Origin of the sequence: Buchnera aphidicola (Mindarus keteleerifoliae) (assembly GCF_039392895.1) — a bacterium.
GTDB classification, from domain to species: Bacteria; Pseudomonadota; Gammaproteobacteria; order Enterobacterales; family Enterobacteriaceae; genus Buchnera_A; species Buchnera_A aphidicola_A.
On the sequence record NZ_CP135027.1, the window covers coordinates 208,465 to 229,105 of the forward strand.

Annotated in this window: 16 protein-coding genes and 1 pseudogene; 10 read left to right on the top strand and 7 right to left on the bottom strand. The window is 22.9% G+C overall.

All coding sequences use genetic code 11. The features are described from left to right. Positions 1 to 398 precede the first annotated feature (398 nt). The 4 genes from rsmH to RJT62_RS00960 all read right to left on the bottom strand — a co-directional run bounded on the left by rsmH (position 399) and on the right by RJT62_RS00960 (position 4,709). A complete protein-coding gene (rsmH, locus tag RJT62_RS00945) occupies positions 399 to 1,346 on the bottom strand; it encodes a 16S rRNA (cytosine(1402)-N(4))-methyltransferase RsmH (RefSeq protein WP_343153958.1) in 948 nt (315 codons plus the stop codon). Between the two features lie 63 nt (positions 1,347 to 1,409). Beyond that, positions 1,410 to 1,886, bottom strand: coding sequence for an acetolactate synthase small subunit (ilvN, locus tag RJT62_RS00950; RefSeq protein WP_343153902.1), 477 nt, complete (start codon positions 1,884 to 1,886; stop codon positions 1,410 to 1,412). A gap of 1 nt (position 1,887) precedes the next feature. Beyond that, entirely contained in the window at positions 1,888 to 3,615 is a 1,728-nt protein-coding gene (gene ilvB / locus RJT62_RS00955; RefSeq protein WP_343153903.1) for a biosynthetic-type acetolactate synthase large subunit, read from the bottom strand. Between the two features lie 146 nt (positions 3,616 to 3,761). After that, entirely contained in the window at positions 3,762 to 4,709 is a 948-nt protein-coding gene (locus tag RJT62_RS00960) for an FAD:protein FMN transferase (RefSeq protein ID WP_343153904.1), read from the bottom strand. A gap of 401 nt (positions 4,710 to 5,110) precedes the next feature. On the opposite strand from RJT62_RS00960, the gene RJT62_RS00965 reads away from it, so the two are divergent. After that, on the top strand, positions 5,111 to 6,535 hold the full coding sequence (locus RJT62_RS00965) for a Do family serine endopeptidase (RefSeq protein ID WP_343153905.1): 1,425 nt from the start codon (positions 5,111 to 5,113) through the stop codon (positions 6,533 to 6,535). An 88-nt stretch (positions 6,536 to 6,623) separates the two neighbouring features. Here the strand turns inward: RJT62_RS00965 and dapD are convergent, their stop codons facing one another. Both dapD and map read right to left on the bottom strand, forming a co-directional pair. Beyond that, positions 6,624 to 7,448 carry a 2,3,4,5-tetrahydropyridine-2,6-dicarboxylate N-succinyltransferase gene (gene dapD, locus RJT62_RS00970; RefSeq protein WP_343153906.1) on the bottom strand — a complete coding sequence of 275 codons (825 nt, stop codon included), beginning with the start codon at positions 7,446 to 7,448 and terminating at the stop codon, positions 6,624 to 6,626. Between the two features lie 87 nt (positions 7,449 to 7,535). Next, positions 7,536 to 8,291: a type I methionyl aminopeptidase gene (gene map, locus RJT62_RS00975; protein WP_343153907.1), complete on the bottom strand. Its 756-nt coding sequence runs from the start codon at positions 8,289 to 8,291 to the stop codon at positions 7,536 to 7,538. 174 nt (positions 8,292 to 8,465) lie between these two features. On the opposite strand from map, the gene rpsB reads away from it, so the two are divergent. The 6 genes and pseudogenes from rpsB (at position 8,466) to dnaE (ending at position 15,886) form a co-directional block, all read left to right on the top strand. After that, positions 8,466 to 9,194, top strand: a complete 729-nt coding sequence (gene rpsB, locus RJT62_RS00980) for a 30S ribosomal protein S2 (RefSeq protein ID WP_343153908.1) — start codon at positions 8,466 to 8,468, stop codon at positions 9,192 to 9,194. Positions 9,195 to 9,283: 89 nt separating this feature from the next. Next, on the top strand, positions 9,284 to 10,093 hold the full coding sequence (tsf, locus tag RJT62_RS00985; RefSeq protein ID WP_343153909.1) for a translation elongation factor Ts: 810 nt from the start codon (positions 9,284 to 9,286) through the stop codon (positions 10,091 to 10,093). Between the two features lie 226 nt (positions 10,094 to 10,319). Continuing rightward, entirely contained in the window at positions 10,320 to 10,877 is a 558-nt protein-coding gene (gene frr, locus RJT62_RS00990; RefSeq protein WP_343153910.1) for a ribosome recycling factor, read from the top strand. Between the two features lie 143 nt (positions 10,878 to 11,020). After that, positions 11,021 to 11,725, top strand: a complete 705-nt coding sequence (gene uppS / locus RJT62_RS00995; protein ID WP_343153911.1) for a polyprenyl diphosphate synthase — start codon at positions 11,021 to 11,023, stop codon at positions 11,723 to 11,725. Between the two features lie 83 nt (positions 11,726 to 11,808). Then, positions 11,809 to 12,177, top strand: coding sequence for a 3-hydroxyacyl-ACP dehydratase FabZ family protein (locus RJT62_RS01000; RefSeq protein ID WP_343153912.1), 369 nt, complete (start codon positions 11,809 to 11,811; stop codon positions 12,175 to 12,177). Positions 12,178 to 12,366: 189 nt separating this feature from the next. Then, positions 12,367 to 15,886: pseudogene (dnaE, locus tag RJT62_RS01005) on the top strand (DNA polymerase III subunit alpha). 85 nt (positions 15,887 to 15,971) lie between these two features. On the opposite strand, the gene proS reads toward dnaE, so the two are convergent. Further along, entirely contained in the window at positions 15,972 to 17,270 is a 1,299-nt protein-coding gene (gene proS / locus RJT62_RS01010) for a proline--tRNA ligase (protein ID WP_343153913.1), read from the bottom strand. Between the two features lie 185 nt (positions 17,271 to 17,455). Here proS and RJT62_RS01015 point away from each other — a divergent pair, with 185 nt between their 5' ends. The 3 genes from RJT62_RS01015 (at position 17,456) to flhA (ending at position 20,636) form a co-directional block, all read left to right on the top strand. Then, positions 17,456 to 17,773, top strand: coding sequence for an EscU/YscU/HrcU family type III secretion system export apparatus switch protein (locus RJT62_RS01015; RefSeq protein WP_343153914.1), 318 nt, complete (start codon positions 17,456 to 17,458; stop codon positions 17,771 to 17,773). A 2-nt stretch (positions 17,774 to 17,775) separates the two neighbouring features. After that, positions 17,776 to 18,240, top strand: coding sequence for an EscU/YscU/HrcU family type III secretion system export apparatus switch protein (locus RJT62_RS01020; RefSeq protein WP_343153959.1), 465 nt, complete (start codon positions 17,776 to 17,778; stop codon positions 18,238 to 18,240). 317 nt (positions 18,241 to 18,557) lie between these two features. Beyond that, the gene (flhA, locus tag RJT62_RS01025; protein WP_343153915.1) at positions 18,558 to 20,636 is read left to right on the top strand and encodes a flagellar biosynthesis protein FlhA; all 2,079 of its coding nucleotides are present in this window, start codon (positions 18,558 to 18,560) and stop codon (positions 20,634 to 20,636) included. The last annotated feature ends 5 nt before the right edge of the window (positions 20,637 to 20,641 follow it).

Below are 20,641 nucleotides of genomic sequence, written 5' to 3' on the forward strand. Positions count from 1 at the left end.
ACTATTAAATAAAAAAATATAAATAAAATAAAACTAAAAATATCAAAAAACGAAAATTTTTATTTTTTAAAAAAAATTAATTTTTTTATTTTTTTATCACTTTATAGATCATTGCTTCATTTTTATATGTTGTACGTCTGTATGCACATTAATTTTTTTATAGTTTTTATAAAAATTAAATATTTTTTTCTAGTATGATTTTTTTATTTTTTAAATTCTATTTTTTCTATAACTAATGGGTTTTTTATAAAATCAAATATTTTGTCCTATCTATAATAATAATGATTAAAAGAGAAGATGTCATAATTAATGTATAAAATATTATATTTATAATATTTATTTTTAATAAATTATTCTAAATAATTTCTAGACTAATTCTAATTTATTTTCATGAACTCTTAAATTTTTTCAACAATTCTTAAAATAGCACTATGAGATCTATAATTTTTTTTTATTTCATTTAAACTTGGGAAAATTCTTCCAATTATTTTAAAATCATTTTTTTTAAATTTTTTGATTTGTTTTTCGGTTAATGGAAGAGTTTTAGGAATTGAGAAAGATTTTTTACTGTGATTTACAAAAAATCTTTTTACAATTCTATCTTCTAAAGAATGAAAAGAAATTACAGCTAACCTTCCTTTGCTAGATAAAATTTTCAAGGAATTATTTAGAACTTTTTTCAATTCAGTTAACTCTTGATTTAAATAGATTCGAATTGCCTGAAAACTACATCTAGCAGGATGTTTAAATTTGTTAAAAGGTCTATTTTTTTTTATTATTTCAGATAATTCCTTAGTTCGGGTAATAGGGGAAATTCTATTTTTAGCTACAATAGATCGAGCAATTTTTTTAGCGTATCTTTCTTCTCCAAATTTTTTCAAAACATCGGCAATTTTTTTTTCTTTGTTTTTTAATAACCACATTGAGGCTGTAATTCCTACGTTTTGATTCATTCTCATATCTAAAGGTCCGTCATATACATAAGAAAATCCTCTTTTTGGATTGTTTAACTGCAATGAAGAAACTCCTAAGTCTAATAAAATTCCATCAACTTTATTTATAATTTTTTCTTTTTTTAAAGAAGATATTACCTCTGAAAATGATCCATTATAAAAGTTAAAACGACGATCTGATATTTTATCAGCTTCTTTTTTTGAATTAGGATCAATATCTATTGCGTATAATTTTCCTTTTGCACCTATTTTTTTTAACATTTCATTTGAATGCCCGCCGCATCCAAAAGTACAATCTATATAAATTCCATTTTTTTTAATATTTAATGCTTGTATTACTTCTTGAAGTAATACGGGAATATGTTTTTTTTTTTCATAATTTTTGTATTTAATTTCAAGATGAATGTTTTACTTTGTATAAAATGATTCTTTATTATAAACCAATGAAACAAAAAATTAATTTCTATTTATTCTAATAATTCCTGATCTTGATAAATCGAGAATATTAATATATTTTTTAATTAATTCTAAAAAAGCATTGATTTTTTTACTAGAACCAGTTATTTGAATGATGTAACCTTTTGTAGTTAAACTTATTATTTTTCCTTCAAATATATCAACAATATCTTTAATTCTTCTTTTCTTTTTACAGATATTACCCGTTTTTATTAAGATTATTTCTCGTTCTATGCAATCGATAGTGTTAATTTCTGAAACCTTTAAAACATCGATTAATTTATGTAATTGTTTTCCAATTTGCTCTAATATTTTTTCATCGCCTACAGTTTGTATTGTTAACTGGGATAAAGAAGGGTCTTCAGTTGTAGATACTGTTAAACTTTCTATGTTGTAACCTCTTTGAGAAAAAAGACCTATTACTCTAGACAGTGAACCAGATTCATTTTCTAATAATATTGACAGTATTCGTTTCATTTTAAGAATCTCTCTTTTTTTCTAATATCATTTCGTTCATTCCTCCTCCTTTTATTTGCATAGGATAAACATGTTCTGAATTACTAATTATGATATCTAAAAATACTAATTTACCTTGATTCAGTATTCTTAATGCCTTTTCTATTTTTTTATTTAGTTTTAAAGGATCACTGACGGATATTCCAATATGTCCATAAGATTCAGATAATTTAACAAAATTAGGTAATGCTTTCATATAAGAGTGAGAATGTCTTCCAGAGTAAATCATATCCTGCCATTGTTTTACCATCCCTAATGATTGATTATTTAGATTTATTATTAAAATTGGTAACTGATATTGCATTGCAGTAGATAGTTCTTGAATGTTCATTTGAATACTACCATCTCCTGTGATACAAATCACTGTTTTTTTAGGAAAAGCTAATTTTACTCCTAAAGCTGCAGGTAAACCAAATCCCATAGTTCCTAAGCCACCTGAATTAATCCATTGTCTAGGAAAATCAAATGAATAATATAAAGCAGTGAACATTTGATGTTGTCCTACATCTGATGTAATTAAGGCTTTTCCTAATGTTTTATCCCAGATAGTTTTTATAACTTTTTGCGGTTTAATAGTACTACTTTTAGAGTTATTTATTTTTTCTTCGGATTTTTTTTTCCATTTATTAATAGATTTCCACCAACTTTCGAGAGAATTAAAATCATTTTTTATAGAAATTTGGATTAATTCTTTATTTATATTTTTCAATATGTCTTTAGCATCTCCAACAATAGGAATGTTAGCTAAAATTGTTTTAGAAATTGAAGTAGGATCAATATCTATATGTAAAATTTTAGAGAAAGGACAATACTTTTTTAAATTGTTAGTAGTTCTATCATCAAATCTAACTCCGATAGCGAGTATTACATCAGAGTAATGCATAGCCATATTAGCATGATATGTTCCATGCATACCTAACATACCTAAGTTTTGTCTATGAGTTCCTGGAAAAGCACCTAGACCCATCAACGAGGTAGTAACAGGAAAGTTTAGTTTTTCAGCTAAAATCTTTAATTGTTTGTGACTGTTTGAAGTAATTACTCCTCCTCCTGCATAAATAATTGGTTTTTTTGCTTTCAATAAAGTTTGTAAAACTCTATTAATTTGTCTAGTATTTCCTTTAGTTATTGGATTATAAGATCTTATCTTAACAAAGTTAGGAAATACATAAGGTTTTTTACATTTTTCACCTAAAATATTTTTAGGAATATCTATTACTATAGGTCCTGGTCTTCCAGTAGATGCTAGCCAAAATGCTTTTTTAAAAATCGTAGGAATATCCATAGTTTTTTTAACTAAAAAACTATGTTTTACAATTGGGCGAGATATTCCGATCATATCGCATTCTTGAAAAGCATCATAACCAATTAAATCAGAAGCAACTTGACCTGAAATAACAATCATAGGAATTGAATCCATATAAGCAGTTGCAATTCCAGTAATAGCATTGGTTGCTCCTGGTCCCGAAGTAACTAATACAACACCTACTTTACCAGTAGATCTTGCATAACCATCAGCCATATGTGTAGCTGCTTGTTCATGCCTTACTAAAATATGTTTTATTCCTCCTACTGTTTTTAAAGCATCATAAATATCAAGAACTGCTCCACCAGGATATCCAAAAACATATTTTGTTTTTAGATCTACTAAGGATTGTATTACCATTTCAGCACCAGATAAAATTTTCATTTTAAACCTCCAAAATTTTTTTATAATTTTAAAAAAAATAAATCGTATTTTTTATAAATGGGTTTTTTTATAAAAAATTTTGAAATTATACCAAGTATTTTTTTTAAAACATTTTTGTTTTTTATAAAATTTTTGTTTCATATGATTTATTGATTAACATTTATTGAAGATTTGATCAAAAATTTCTTAAATTTGGGAGATAACCAAGTATAAAAGTTTTTTTTCCTTTTTTGTATTAAACAAACAGCAAGTTTTTCTTTTAATACTAATTTTCTTGCTTTTTGAAAACCTAATATTTCTAAAGCAGTATCCCAAGCATCGGCATTTAATGCACTTTTAGAAATTACAGTTACTGATGTTAAATTATTCATAATAGGTATGCCAGTAAAAGGATTTATTAAATGAGAAATTTTTTTTCCATTAAAATAATAAAAATTTCTATAATTTCCTGAAGTACTTATTGATTGATTTTTTAATTTAATCAACAGATGAACAATTTTTTTTTTGTTAATAGGATTTTGTATAGCTATAATTGAAAAATTTTTATGTAAACATTTTTTTTTTGATTTTATCGCTCCTCCAACAGAAACGATATAATCATTAATTTTCTTTTTATCAAGTAAATTAGAAATATGATCTACTGCAAAACCCTCTCCTAATGTAGAAAGATTTATTTCCAAGTTTTTTAAATTTTTATATAAATACTGTTTATTTTGGTTTTTAATTAAAAAAATATGTTTAATGCCAGTTTTTGAAAGAGCAACTTTTATTTTTTTAAAAGAAGGAAATTTAAACGGTTTATTTATAGTATTGAATCCCCAAATGTTTATTAATGAACCTATTGTAATATCTAGCGCTCCGAGCGTTTTTTTGTTTATCAACATTGCTTTTGAAACAATATTTTTAAAATTTTTACTAATTACTATCGGATGATTGTTTAAGTTATTATTAAAATTTGAAATTATGGAATTTTTATTCCAAGTAGATAGTTCTTTTTCATCATGATCTAACAAAAATTGAATATTTTTTTTTAATTTTTGAAAATCTAAGTTTTTTTCTTTTTTAAAAATTTGAACCTTCCATTTTGTTCCCATAGTACTTCCATTTAAGAAAATCAAATTATTTTTTATGGGGAAAATTTTTTTTTCTTTATAAAGAAAAAAAAAAAAAAAAAAAAAAGAAAAAATAGTTTGTTTATTTTCATAATAAAAAGTTAAAAATTTTTTGTTTTTATTAAACTTCAACATATTAAAAGTATATTTAATTTGATTTTATCAGTATAAAACATTTTTATTTTCAAAACTTTAATTTTTTTAAAAAATTTTTGATTGTTCAAGATAATTGATATATAAATTTTTAGAAGTTTGAAAATTTTTCATAAATTATTAATTTAAATTATATAAGGATGTATAGAGCTTAAAAAAAATATCAGAATAAAATTAAAAATATATTTATAAATATAAACAAAAATGAAAATGAAATTTAGAGATAAAATATGAAAAAAATGGCTATTGTGATAATGATAATAAGTTTTTTGTTTCCTCGATTTAGCATATCTTCAAATGAAAATTTTTCTTTTTTAAAAAAAAATAATATTTCTAATGAAAATATTTTTAGTTTATCTACTTTGTTAAACAAAGTTATACCTACAGTTGTAAGTATAGATGCAGAAGTAAAAACAACAATTGAAAATAATGAAATTCAAAATGATCAATCTTTTTTAAATGAAAACGAAGCTCCATTTTGTGAAAAAAAATCTCCATTTTATGGAACCCCATTATGTAAAAAATGGAATAAAAAAAATCAATTACCCAAAAAAATTAGAGTAATAGGGTCAGGAGTTATAATTAATGCCGAACATGGATATATAGTTACTAATAATCATGTAGTTCAAAATGCAAACAAAATTCAAGTTAAATTGAATGATGGGCGTTTATATAACGCCAACTTAATAGGACAAGATGAACTTTCTGATATAGCTTTACTTAAATTAAACAATGCAAAAAATTTAATAGCTATTAAAATGATTGAATCAGAAAATTTAAAGGTAGGAGATTACACCATAGCGATTGGAAATCCTTATGGATTAGGTGAAACGGTAACTTCAGGAATAATTTCTGCTTTAGGAAGAAGCGGTTTAAATAACAGTCATTATGAAAATTTTATTCAAACTGATGCGGCTATAAACAAAGGAAATTCAGGAGGAGCATTAGTTAACTTGGAAGGTAAATTGATTGGGATTAATACAGCGATTTTATCTCCAGATGGGGGAAGTATAGGGATCGGTTTTTCTATTCCTACAAATATTGTAAAAAATATTACTGATCAAATCATTAAATATGGTCATGTTATTCGTGGAGAATTAGGAATTATTGGAACTGAATTAACATTTGATTTATCAAAAGCAATGAGTTTGAAATTACGAAGAGGAGCTTTCATTAATCAAGTTTTTAAAAATTCTTCTGCTGATCTATCAGGAATTAAACCAGGAGATATAATTATTTCTTTGAATAAAAAACCAATCTTTAATTTTTTATCTTTACGAGCTGAAATCGCATCTTTACCATTTAACAGCAAGATTAAGATAGGTTTAATACATGATGAAAAAATAAAGACTGTAGTAGCCGTATTAAAATATCATTTAAAAAGAAAATCAAATTATGGAGTGCTAAATAAATTTATAGAAGGTGCTAATTTTACTAATTTTATTTCAAACAATCAAAAAAGAGTAAAAGTTACCTTTGTAAAAGTTAATTCTTCTGCTTTTAAATTAGGATTTAAAAAAAATGATATTATTTTAGAAGTAAACAAAGAAAAAATTTTTAATTTAAATGATTTGAAAAATATTTTTGAAAAAGATCCTTCAATATTAGTTTTTAAGATTCAAAGGGAAAATAGTGAAGTTTATTTAATAGTATAAATATTGTTTATTTTCGCCTAATTAATTGTTAATTAGGCGAGAAAAGATTTTCTTAAATTGTAAATAATTTTTTATTTTTTAAAAAAAATTAATTTAAATTTCGTAATAGTTCGTTAATTTGAACTTTTTTCCTTGTTTTAGAATCTACTTTTTTTACAATTATAGCAGCATATAAACTATATTTATTATTTAATCCAGGTAAATTACCGGGTACTACAACCGAACCAGATGGAACTTTACCATAAAAAATTTTTCCTGTTTCTCTATCATAAATTTTAGTACTTTGTCCTATATATACCCCCATAGAAATTACAGAATTTTTTTCTACTATAACTCCTTCTACTATTTCTGAACGAGCACCAATGAAGCAATTATCTTCAATAATGGTAGGGTTGTTTTGCAAAGGTTCTAAAACTCCTCCAATACCCACTCCTCCAGATAAATGAACATTTTTTCCTATTTGAGCACAAGAACCAACTGTTGCCCAAGTATCGATCATTGAATTTTCTGCAATATAAGCGCCTATGTTGACATAACACGGCATTAATACTACATTTTTTTCTATAAAGGATCCATATCTTACTAGTGTATTTGGAACTACTCTAACTCCTTCTTTTTGGAATTTTTTTAAAGAATAATCATAATATTTTAGTGGAATTTTGTCGTAATAGTTACTATTCGTATTAGGAATTACTTCATTTTTTTTTGTATATAAATAAAGTAAAACTGCTTTTTTTAACCATTGATGAGTGATCCAAGCACCATTTTTTTTTTCAGAAATACGTAATTTTCCAATATTTAATAATTCAATAACGTTATTAATTACATTGATAATAGAATTATCTTTTTTTAAAAAATTGATTTTTTCTTTTTTTTCGAACGTTTCCGTAATAATTTTTTTGAGATTATTCATTTTTTTAATTAACCTTTTAATATATAAATACCTTTTTTTAAAGAATCTTGATTTTTTGATAATTTTTTTATGAGAAAAAAATATTTTTTATAAAGTTAAAATTTCGGATCCTTTTTTAGTAACTAAAATAGTATGCTCGTACTGAGCCGATAAACTTCTATCTTTTGTTTTTACAGTCCATCCATCTCTCATTAATTTTATTTCATGAGATCCAGCATTTATCATAGGTTCAATTGTAAAGGTCATATTTTCTTTTAATAAAAATTTATTATTTTCATTGTAATAATGAAGTATTTGAGGATCTTCATGAAATTTTTGGCCGATTCCATGTCCGCAATATTCTTGAACTATTGAAAAATCTTTTTTTTCTACATAATTTTGTATAACTTTTCCTATTTCGTTTATAGAAATGTTTGGTTTAATTATTTTAATTGCTAAATCAAGACTTTTTTTAGCAACATAACATAATCTTTTTCCTAAAATAGTTGGTTTTCCAACTAAAAACATCTTAGATGTGTCTGCATGATAAGAATTTTTCATTATGGTTACATCGATATTAACAATGTCTCCATTTTTTAATTTTTGTTTATCATTTGGTATTCCATGACATACAACATCATTTATTGAAATACAAGTGGATTTCGGAAATCCATTATAACCTAAACAGGCAGGAAATGCTTTTTCTTCATGTATAATATAATCATGACAAATTCGATCCAATTCTCCAGTCGTGATATTTGGAACAATATATTCCGAAATCATTTTTAGAACATTAGATGCTATTTTTCCTGCTTTTTTTATTTTTTTTATTTCTAATTTTTCTTTTATAATATTTTTGTACATAAATTTTCCTGATCATTTGTTAGTATAAAGCACTAAATTTACAGTTTTTTTTAAATAGATATATTATACTAATTAAAAATAGTAAAAATTTTAAGTTTTTTATTTTTATTATTTTAGATATTATAAAAAAAAATAAATTATTATTTTTTAGAAAAATTTTAAATAGAGGTAATTATGTCAATAGTTTCTATGCAAGATATGTTAAAAGCAGGAGTTCATTTTGGACATCAAACTCGTTATTGGAATCCTAAAATGAAACCATTTATTTTTGGGACAAGAAATAAAGTTCATATCATTAATTTAGAAAAAACACTACCTATGTTTAATACTGTTTTGTTTGAAATAAAAAAGATTGTTTCTAGAAAAGGAAAGGTTTTATTTGTTGGAACAAAAAAAGCAGCAAGTAAAATAATAAAAGAATCTGCTCTTGCTTGTAATCAATTTTATGTAAATCATCGTTGGTTAGGGGGTATGTTAACTAATTGGAAAACAGTAAGACAATCCATCAAACATTTAAAAAATTTAGAAATTCAATCTAAAGATGGAACTTTTGAAAAATTAACAAAAAAAGAAGTACTAATTAGAAGAAAAAAATTAAAAAAATTAGAAAATAGTTTAGGTGGAATTAAAAATATGGGGGGATTACCAGATTGTTTATTTATTGTTGATGCTGAACATGAAAAGATTTCTGTAAAAGAAGCTAATCATTTGGGTATCCCAGTTTTTTCTGTAGTAGATACTAATTCTAATCCAGATGGAATTAATTTCATAATTCCTGGAAATGATGATGCTATTAGGGCAATAAAATTATATTTAAATGCTATTACTACATTAATTCATGGAATTAATATTAAAAATAATAAAAATATTCGATTTTTTCATAAAGTAAAGCAAAAAGTTTAAGATATTTTAAAGAGTTTTTTATTTTTTCTAAAATTTAAAAATGTTTATTTTAGCAAAACTTAATTTAAAAGTTAATTAAGGAATTAAATATGAATAAAAAAATAAAAGCTTCTCTTGTAAAAAAGTTAAGAGATAGAACTGGAGCTGGTATCATAGAATGTAGAAATGCTTTAATAAAAACAAATGAAAATTTAGAAAATGCAATTGATTTCTTAAAAACAATAGGTGAAATTAAAGCAGAAAAAAGATCTTCGTATAAAACAAAACAAGGTAAAATTTTTTTAAAAGTTAAAAATAAAAAAGCAGCAATATTAGAACTAAATTGTGAAACTGATTTTGTCGCAAAAGAAAAAAATTTTACTTTTTTAGGAAGAGAAATTGTAGAAAAAATTTTATTTTTAGAAACTAATGATTTTAATCGCATTAAATTGTTATTTGAAAAAGAAAAAAAAGAAATAATTTCTAAATTAGGAGAAAATATTAATATTCGAAGATTGAAATTTTTAATGGGAAATAACATAATTAGTTATATTCATCATTGCGAAAAAATAGGAGTTCTTTTAGTTATTGATTCGAAAAATGATTTATTTTCAAAAAATTTAGCAATGCATATTGCTGCAAGTAAACCAAGATATTTAAATTCAAATATTATACCTGAAAAAATAATTAATCGAGAAAAAAACATTATTTTAAATTCTCTTAAAAATTCAAATAAATCAGATAAAATAATTGAAAAAATTATTAAAGGAAAAATAAAAAAGTTTAAAGATGAAATTTCATTAACGGGACAAAATTTTATTTTAGAACCTAAAAAAAATGTTTCCCAATTACTTAAGCAACATGATTCTCATATCATTTCTTTTGAAAGATTTGAAGTTGGTGAAATTTGTTTCGATTAAAATAATTTAAAAATACCAAAAAAGTATTTTTTTTTAAAATTTTAAAACAGAACTATTAAAGAGCTATGAATAAAAAAAGTTCTTTAATGGTTTATAAGTTACCAACTTTTGATAGTTATATTGTAAAAAATATATTTTTATTTAAAAAAAGTTTTTAAAAAATTTTATTTAAAAGATAAGTATTTTATAATAAACATGCAAAAAATATTTTTAGGAAAATATTATTATGATAGAAAATATTTGGAAATATATTGATGAAAATATGGAAAAATGTATTTTACAATATCAAATTAATTTAAAAAAAATAAGAACTGGGAGAGTTTCAACAGATATATTAGATGATATTTTTATTGATTATTATGGAAAAAAAATGAAATTAAGGAATATTGCTAATATTGTAATAGAAAATTCCAATATGTTAAAAGTAACTCCTTTTGAAAATAATATTCAGAGAATTATTGAAAAGAAAATTATTAGTTCTAACTTAGGATTAAATCCTGTTTCAATAGAAAATAATATTTTAGTAAAAATTCCTTTTTTAACAGAAGATAGAAGAAGAGAATTAATAAAAATTGCTAAAAATGATGCTGAGAAAACTCGTATTAAAATTAGAAATATTCGAAAAAATGCAAAATATAAAATTAAAAAATTATTAAATGAAAAGATAATATCTAAAGATAAAGACCATTCATTTCAGAATAAATTACAAGTAAAAACAAACTTTTTTATTGATAAAATTGATAATATGTTGAAAGAAAAAGAGCAGGAATTAATGAAGTTTTAATTTCAAAATTTTTTAAATTGATGGAATATATATTATATTTTAAAATATAAAAAAATTTTTTTAAAAAATATTTTAATGAAATAGTTGAAATAACATTTAAAAAATAATTAATAAAAAATTAAATTATTTGTATTTATATGAATATGAAAAGAAAAAATTATCCTTTGCATATTGCTATTATTATGGATGGAAATGGTCGATGGGCAAAAAAGAAAGGTAAATCTAGAGTTTTAGGACATAAGGAAGGAGTTAAAGCAGTTTATCGATCTGTTAAATTTGCTTTAATTAATAATATTAAAGTCTTAACCTTATATGCTTTCAGTAATGAAAACTGGCTTCGATCTCCATTGGAGGTAAGCAATTTAATGATTTTATTTGAAGAAATTTTAAAAAAAGACAGTTTGATTTTAAATAAATATAATATTAAGTTAAAAATATTAGGAAATAAAAAAAAATTGAATTCCACTTTACAAAATCAGATTAAAATTTCTGAGTCATTAACTTCTGAAAATAATGGACTAAGACTTAATATAGCTATTAATTATGGAGGTCGACAAGATATTTTATCTGGCCTAAAAAAAATTATGCATCAAATTTTATCAAGAAAATTAAATTTAAATGATATCAAAGAAGATTCTTTTGCATCTTTTTTATCTACTAAAAATTTACCTCCAGTAGATTTATTAATAAGAACTGGAGGAAATATTCGAATTAGCAATTTTTTGTTATGGGAAATTGCTTATTCAGAGTTATATTTTACTAAAGTATTTTGGCCAGATTTTGATCAAGTATCATTTTCTGACGCTATTAACCAATTTAAATTAAGAAAAAGAAATTTCGGAAAATAAAATATTTAAATATATAAATAAAATCTTAATACAGTTTGTTTGTTAAATTAATTTTATTAACTATAAAAATGGAAAAATATAGATTGAAAATTACAAAAAAAAATTTTGGTAACGATGAAATATTAGCAACAATACCTCATCGATACCCTTTTTTATTACTTGATCAAATTTTGGTTTTAATAAAAAATAAATATATAAAAGTTATTAGATTAATTAAAGAAAATGATTTTTTTTTGGTGGGACATTTTCCTAATTATCCTGTTCTTCCTGGTATATACATAATTGAGATGATGGCACAAGCGGGTTGTTTTTTATTACTAAAAAGTCAAAAAAAGATATCTTCGGAAGATTTTTATTGCTTATCGAGTGTAGAACGCTGTTCTTTTAGATCATTTGTTTTTCCAAAACAAAAAATTTTTGTGGAAGTTTTTCTAAAAAAAAAAATCTTATAAAACTGAAAGGTGTTGCTGTTGTTGATAAAAAAATTGTTAGTGAAGCTTATTTTTCTTGTATGAAAATTAAAAAAAAATTAATCAATTATAGTCAAAAACTTTCATATTAGTTTTTTTTAACTTAATATTAGTTATTTTTTTAAGAGTTATTAACTTTTTAATTAAACTAAATTTAGGAACTTTAAGAATATGAAAGAACCAAAATTTATTCATCTTCGCTGTCATAGTGATTATTCCATGTTAAATGGATTAGCAAAACCAGAAAAACTAGTAAGATCAGCTGTTAAATTAAATATGCCGGCATTAGGTTTAACGGATTCATCCAATTTATATGGAGTAATAAAATTTTATAAAGCAGCAATGAAAAACGGAATTAAACCTATTATTGGAATTGATTTTAATTTTTCTTCTAAATTTTTAAAAAATAAAAATTGTAGTATAACTTTATTAGCTAAAAATGAAATAGGATACAAAAATCTAATTTTTTTAACTTCTAAAGCACATCAAAAAAAAAATTTTCAAGATAATTCGGCACTAATGATCAATACTAAATGGTTACATAGTGCTAGAGAAGGTTTAATAGTTTTATCAGGAGGAGTTTTTGGAGAAATTGGACAACTTATATTAAAAAAAAAAAGTTTCGGAATGTCTATCATTTTATAAAAAGTTTTTTCCAAATTCATATTATTTAGAATTAACAAGAATAAATTTTAAATATGAATATGATTATATTAATCAAGTTGTTGAACTATCTATTAAAAAAAAGATTCCAATAGTTGCTACAAATCCTGTTTTTTTTATCGAGAAAAAAGATTTCTACATTCATAAAATTAAAATAGCTATTAATCAAGGATTAACTATTAATAGTATTGAAAAAATGAATGATATTTCGAATGAACAGTACATGCGTAATGAAAAGGAAATGGAAGAAATATTTTTTGATTTACCGGTAGCTTTAAAAAATAGTGTAGAAATTGCAAAACGTTGTAATGTAAAAATTACTTTTTGTAAGTATTTTTTACCTAAATTTCATACAGGAAAAATTAATGTTAAAGATTATTTAATTTTAAAAGCTAAGAAAGGATTAAAAAAAAGATTTAAAAAATTATTTTTAGATAAAAAAATATCTAAAAATGTTATTCCAAAAAAATATAAAATCCGTTTAATTAACGAATTAGAAGTAATAAATAAAATGGGATTTCCAGGTTATTTTTTAATTGTTATGGAATTTATTCAATGGGCTAAAAAAAACGGAATCCCGGTTGGACCTGGAAGAGGTTCTGGAGCAGGTTCTCTTGTTGCTTATGCTTTGAATATTACAGAAATAGATCCATTGCAATTTAATCTCTTATTTGAAAGATTTTTAAATTTAGAACGCATATCCATGCCAGATTTTGATATAGATTTTTGTATGTATAAAAGAGATAAAGTAATAGAACATGTTTCAGAAAAGTATGGAAAAGAAGCTGTTTCTCAAATTATTACATTTGGAACCATGACTGCTAGAGCAGTTATCAGAGATGTAGGAAGAGTTTTAGGATATCCTTATGGATTTATTAACGCAATTTCTAAATTAGTACCCTTAGATCCTGGTATAACATTAAACATAGCTTTATCCAAAAAAACAGAATTATCAGATTTATATAATCATAAAAAAGATGTAAAAACATTGATTGATATGGCTAAAAAACTTGAAGGGGTTATTCGAAATGTAGGAAAACATGCAGGTGGAGTTGTGATAGCTCCAACTAAAATAACTGATTTTTCACCTTTATGCAGAGATTTAAATTCTAGAAATTTATTAACTCAATTTGATAAAAATGATATTGAAGAAATTGGATTAGTAAAATTTGATTTTCTTGGTCTAAAAACTTTAACAACGATAAATTTAGCTGTAGAAATGATTAATTTTTGTAGATTTAAAAAAAACAAAAAAAAATTTGAAATTTCTTCTATTGAAATACATGATAAAAAAGTTTTTGATGTACTACAAAAAGCAGAAACCACAGCTATTTTTCAGTTAGAATCCCCTGGTATGAAAGATTTAATTAAAAGAATGCGTCCTGATTCTTTTGAAGATCTTATAGCTTTAGTAGCTTTATTTCGTCCTGGTCCGTTACAATCAGGAATGGTAGATAATTTCATCAATAGAAAACATGGAAGAGAGGTAATAGCTTATCCTGATGTAAAATGGCAACATAAGTTATTAAAACCTGTTTTGAAATCTACATATGGAATAATTTTGTATCAAGAACAAGTTATAAAGATTGCTCAAGTTTTTGCAGGATACACTTTGTCTAAAGCTGATATTTTAAGACGAGCCATGGCAAAAAAAAATCCAATTGAAATGAATCAACAACGTTCATTATTTCAAAAAGGAGCAAAAAAAAAATTTATAAATTCAAAATTATCAATGAAAATTTTCGATTTAGTTGAAAAGTTTTCAGGATATGGATTTAATAAATCTCATTCTGTAGCATACGCATTAGTATCATATCAAACACTGTGGTTAAAAACACATTATCCAGCTCAATTTATGGCTTCAGCAATGACAGTAGATATGGATAATACAGAAAAAATTGTAATTTTATATTACGAGTGTTTAAATATGAAATTAGTTGTAAATAAACCAAATATCAATAAAAGTAAATATAACTTTTATGTTAACTCTCAAAACGGTATAGAATATGGATTAGGAGCTATAAAAGGAATTGGAAAAAGCTCTATTACTGAAATTATTAATGAAAGAAAAAAAAATGGAATTTTTCTCAGTTTATTAAATATATGTATTAGAGTAAGTTTGTCAAAACTTTCGCGTCGAATAATAGAAAAATTAATTATGTCTGGATCTTTTGATTGTTTTAAAAAAAATAGATGTGAATTAATTAATTCAGTTTCCAATACAATAAAATCAGCTAAACAATATTTAATAAACAAAATTGTTCTTCAAGAAAATATGTTCGGATCATTGCTAACTGAATTAGAAAATATACGAAAACCATCTTCACATTTTCAAAATAATTTTTCAGAAATGACTAAATTAAATTTAGAAAAAGAAGTATTAGGATTTTATTTAACCGGACATCCTATAAATCAATATAAAAAAGAACTTAATTTTTATGTAAAAAATGGTATGAAAATATTTGAAGGTAAGTCTTTTATTAAAGAGAAAAAAGAAATTTTAGTTGGAATAGTTATTTCAATAAAAATTTTATTTTCAAAAAATAAAAAAAGATTTGCTTCTTTATTAATAGATAATAATTTTAGTCGTTTAGAGGTAATTCTTTTTGAAGAAATATTAAATTCTTCTGAAAATTTATTTAAAAAAAATGAAATTTTGATAATAGAGGGAAAATATAAGTACAATTATTTTAACAAAGAAAAGGTGTTAATTGCTCATTTTCTTAGTAATATGAATTTTTTTAGAAAGAAATATGTATCTAAATTAATTTTTAAATTTAGTAAAAATAAGAGCAATAAATCATCTCTTAATTCATTAAAAAAGATTTTTAAAAATTGTTCTAATGGAACAGTTCCTGTATATATGCTTTATACGAACAAAGAATTTAAAAGAGGAACTTATTTTGATGTAAAATATTTTGTATCAATATCTGAAAATTTAATTAATGAATTAAAAAATATATTAGGAGAAAAAAAAATTTTATTATTTTTAGAATCTAAATTCGAAACAACAATTATAAATTATTAATTAAAAATTAATTTTAAAAATCAATATTAAACATAAAAATAATATTTTTTTATATTTAATATTGAATAATTTAATTACTTTTTCATTAAAGTAACTTATTTTTAATAAAACTAAAAATTTTTTCTATAGGAATAATGCAAGATACATTATTTTTACGTTCTCTATATTCAACACTATTTTTCTTCAGGTGGCGTTCGCTAATTATTATAAAAAATGGAATTCCGATTAACTCCATATCAGCAAACATTGCTCCAATTTGTTCATTTCTATCGTCTAGCAATATATTTATATGTTCTTTTTTTAACTTTTCGTAGATAAAAAATGTAATTTTTTGAATTTCAAAAGAATTTTTTAAATTTATTGGTAGTATTGCAATTTGAAAAGGAGCTATTGATTTATTCCAAATAATTCCTTTACTATCATGATTTTGTTCTATTATGGCAGCAATAAGTCTACTAATTCCTATTCCATAACATCCCATTTTTAAAAAAGTAGAAGAACCATTTTTTTTTTGTATTTTAAATCCAAAGGTATGAGAATATTTCTTTTCTAATTTAAATATATGAGCAATTTCTATAGTTTTGCATTTTTTAAACAGATTTTTTTTGTTTAAAGTTGTATTTTTATTGGCAATGTTTTTAGCATTAAAAAAAATTGGTTTAATATTTTTTTTTTTTTCAGAAGTTGAATAACTAGAATTTTTAATTTCGTTAGAAGATTTAAAAATATTTTTTTCTAATTTTGATAGAACTTGAAATTCATGAGATTCTGTTCCTCCCATAGATTCGCATTTTGCTTTAACAGGAATAACATCTATTCCTATTTTTTTAAAAATAGACATGTATGTTTTAAATAATGTTTCATAAGTTTTTTTTAATGAAGATGAAGAGGTATGAAATGAATAAGCATCTTTCATTATGAATTCTCTTGATCGAATTGTTCCAAAACAAGGACGTATTTCATCTCTAAATTTTGTTTGAATTTGGAATAAAATGATAGGTAATTGTTTATAAGAATGTATTTCGTGTTTAATTATTTTAGTAATTAGTTCTTCGTGAGTAGGGCCTAATATAAATGTTTTTTGATTTCTATCTAATGTTTTAAAAAGTTCTTTTCCATATTGATCTAATCTCTTACTTTTTTTCCAAAGATTTTCAGGTTGAAGTATTGGCATGCTAAACTCTATTCCGTCAATCTTTAACATTTCTTTTCTTATAATTTTTTTTATCTGATTTATCACACGCAATCCTGTTGGAAGCCATGTATATATTCCTGAAGATATTTTTCGTATCATACCTGATTTTAACATTAGTTGATGACTAATCATCTCGGATTCACTTGGTGTTTCTCTCATAGTAGATAGAATATATTTTGTAGTTTGCATGTTTTTCTTTTTTTATTTTATTTTTTATTTTTTTGTACTGTGTTTGTATAAAATATAATATTCTAAATACATGTAAAAAAAAACATATTTTTATTTATATAAAAAATAAAGTCTTGTTTAAATTGAATTTTTTATAAAGAAATGTTAAGAAATAATTATAAAAATTTGTTTTTTTAGGATTAGTAATGAATAGTGAATTTGAAAGTAATGAAAAAACAGAAAATCCTACTCTTTATCGAATTAAAAATGAAAAAAAACATGGTAATGTTAAACATTTTTCTAAAGAATTAAGTTCTTTAGTAATTTTATTTTTTAATTTTTTAATAATTTCAATTTTTGGAAAGAATATTATTTTTCAATTTAAAAATTTATTTATAAGTAATTTTATTTTTGATTATTCTTTGTTTAATAATTTTAATCAAATTAAAAAAAGTTTAATTGTATTTTTTTTTAGCATATCAATATTTTTTTTTTATTTTCAGTTGGTGTTTTATTCTCTTTAATCATTTTTTCGTTTTTATTTGAAAGTATTAAATTTAAAGTTAGTTTTTTAAAGGAAAATATACAAAAAATGAATCCAATTAATGGAATAAAAAATTTTTTTTCATTTCAATTGGTCATTGAATTTTTCAAAATAATAATAAAAATGTTTATTGTTTCCTTTTTTTTTTCATATTATGTAATTTACAGATTGAATGATTTATTTTTTTTAATAAAGACATCTTATACTAAGGCTTTTTTTTTAGGAATGAGTTTTATTTATAAATGTTATTTATTAATTATGATATTGTTTATTCCTGTTGTTATAATAGATGTATATTGGAACAATTTTAATTATTACAGAAAAATGAAAATGTCTGTTCAAGAATTAAAAGAAGAAATAAAAGAAATGGAAGGAAATACAATTGTTAAAGATAAAATTCTTCGTGAAATGAGAAAAAATACAGAAAAAAAATTTTTTGATATTTAAAAAAAATAGTGATTATAGAAAATCTTTTTTTTAATTTGAAATTAAATTCAACTTAAATCATAAAAAAATTATAATTTCATTATTAAAAATAAGTAATAGCATTTAGATTTTTCTAAAAATTGTGTTTTACTGCTATTTAATATTTTTAGAAAAATAATATTTCTGTAATAAAAAATCCCTAAAAATATACAATGTATATAAATCAAATTACTTTGTTAATCAACAAATTTCAAAATTAAAATGAATGAGGAGTGTTTTTTTTAAAAATTTCAAGATATATTTATTTTTGATTAATATTTATAGTAAGGAAATTAAAAATGACGAGGAAATCTATTTTTATTGAAAATATTAAAAAAATTTTAAAAAATGTAACGTGGATCGATTTTTCAGGTCCAATTTTGATTTTGATCATATTATCCATGATGATTTTACCTCTATCAGCTTTTTTTTTAGATATTTTTTTTACTTTTAACATAGCAATATCTGTTACTATATTATTAGTAACCATGTTAATTAAAAAAACCTTAGAATTTTCTGCTTTTCCTATAATATTGCTTTTTGCTACTTTATTAAGATTATCATTAAATGTTGCTTCAACAAGAATCATTTTGCTTCAAGGGCATAACGGTATTTTTTCAGCAGGTCGTGTTGTAGAAGCATTTGGACATTTTTTAGTAGGTAGTAATTTTACTATAGGAATCATCATTTTTTCAATTTTTATTATTATTAATTTTATTGTAGTAACAAAGGGATCAGGACGCATTGCAGAAGTTAGTGCTAGATTTATATTAGATGGAATGCCAGGAAAACAAATGGCCATTGATGCAGATCTTAATTCAGGATTAATTAAAGAAAAAATAGCTAAAAAACGTAGGTTAGAAGTAATTAGAGAAGCTGATTTTTATGGTTCTATGGATGGTGCTAGTAAATTTATTCGAGGCGATGCTATTGCTGGATTACTTATTATGATAATAAATATTTTGGGAGGATTCATTGTTGGAATCGTCCAGCATGGCATGTATTTTGCTAAGGCAATAAAAACATATACATTATTAACAATAGGCGATGGTTTGGTAGCTCAAATTCCTGCTTTAATTCTTTCAATAGCTTCAGGAGTGATGGTAACTAAAGTAAACATTTCTCAAAATGTCAGTAAACAAATGATTAATCAATTATTTATTAATCCTAAAGTTTTTTTATTAAGTGGTTTAGTATTAGGAATATTAGGTTTAGTTCCTGGGATGCCTAATTTAATTTTTTTAATATTTACAGCATCTTTTTTATTTTTTTCAAAATATATATTTGATAAACAAAAAAAAGAAGATAATCATTCCCATATTAAAGTTAAAGATAAAAAAACAGTAGAAGCTACGTGGAACGATGTAAATATACAAGACTTAATTAGTGTAGAAGTAGGAAAAAATTTACTAACTTTAGTTGATTCGAAAGAAGAAAATTTATTAGAAAAAATTACAGAAGTTAGAAAAATGTGTGCTAAAAAATTTGGATTTTTACCGTCATATGTACATATAAAAAGTAATTTAGATTTACCAGTTAACACTTATAAAATTTTTATAAAAGGAATTAAAATTGATGAATGGATTATTGTTCAAAAAAAATATTTAGCTATTGATATGAAAAAAAATATTCTTAAAATAAAAGGAGAGAGTACAATAGAACCATCTTTTGGTTTTTCCGCTTTTTGGATTGATAAGAATATGATACGAACAGCTAAAGCATATGGTTATTCTGTAGTTCAGCCTAGTTCAATAATAGCTACTCATTTAAGCATCATAATTTCGAAAAATTTAAGTACTTTATTAGGATTTCAGGAAACACAAAATTTATTAGATCGAGTTGCTCAAGAAATTCCTAAATTGATAGAAAACTTAATACCTGATAGTATATCTTTCATAAATTTACATACTATTTTAAAAAATTTGTTATCAGAAAATATATCGATTAAGGATATGAGAACAATTTTAGAAACAATAATAGAATATTCAAAGATACATAAAAATGTAAATGATTTAACAAGTGAGATTAGAATTTCTTTAAGTAATAGTATCATTCAAGATGCTTTTTCTGATTTAAATAATGCAAAAATAATGAAATTAGATAGAAAGATAGAAAAAGATTTAATATTTTTTTTAAAAAACAAAAATTTAAAAAATGTCGATCCTATTTTTATTTTAAAATTAATTGAGGCAACAAAAAGATCAATAGAAAAACAAAAAAAGATTAAAGGTTCTTTGGTTTTAGTAGTTCATGATTCATTGAGAAGATTTATCTCCATTATTTTAAGAAAACATTTCTCAGATTTAACTATTTTGTCAAATTTAGAAATAAGAGAATTTGTTAACATCGTTATGATAAATTTTATTTGTATCGAGTAATATAA

Excerpts from the sequence above, each read along its gene's own strand:
- ilvN (WP_343153902.1), bottom strand. The coding sequence starts at position 1,886 with ATGAAACGAATACTGTCAATATTATTAGAAAATGAATCTGGTTCACTG.
- ilvB (WP_343153903.1), bottom strand. The coding sequence starts at position 3,615 with ATGAAAATTTTATCTGGTGCTGAAATGGTAATACAATCCTTAGTAGAT.
- RJT62_RS00960 (WP_343153904.1), bottom strand. The coding sequence starts at position 4,709 with ATGGGAACAAAATGGAAGGTTCAAATTTTTAAAAAAGAAAAAAACTTA.
- RJT62_RS00965 (WP_343153905.1), top strand. The coding sequence starts at position 5,111 with ATGAAAAAAATGGCTATTGTGATAATGATAATAAGTTTTTTGTTTCCT.
- dapD (WP_343153906.1), bottom strand. The coding sequence starts at position 7,448 with ATGAATAATCTCAAAAAAATTATTACGGAAACGTTCGAAAAAAAAGAA.
- map (WP_343153907.1), bottom strand. The coding sequence starts at position 8,291 with ATGTACAAAAATATTATAAAAGAAAAATTAGAAATAAAAAAAATAAAA.
- rpsB (WP_343153908.1), top strand. The coding sequence starts at position 8,466 with ATGTCAATAGTTTCTATGCAAGATATGTTAAAAGCAGGAGTTCATTTT.
- tsf (WP_343153909.1), top strand. The coding sequence starts at position 9,284 with ATGAATAAAAAAATAAAAGCTTCTCTTGTAAAAAAGTTAAGAGATAGA.
- frr (WP_343153910.1), top strand. The coding sequence starts at position 10,320 with ATGATAGAAAATATTTGGAAATATATTGATGAAAATATGGAAAAATGT.
- uppS (WP_343153911.1), top strand. The coding sequence starts at position 11,021 with ATGAAAAGAAAAAATTATCCTTTGCATATTGCTATTATTATGGATGGA.
- proS (WP_343153913.1), bottom strand. The coding sequence starts at position 17,270 with ATGCAAACTACAAAATATATTCTATCTACTATGAGAGAAACACCAAGT.
- RJT62_RS01015 (WP_343153914.1), top strand. The coding sequence starts at position 17,456 with ATGAATAGTGAATTTGAAAGTAATGAAAAAACAGAAAATCCTACTCTT.
- flhA (WP_343153915.1), top strand. The coding sequence starts at position 18,558 with ATGACGAGGAAATCTATTTTTATTGAAAATATTAAAAAAATTTTAAAA.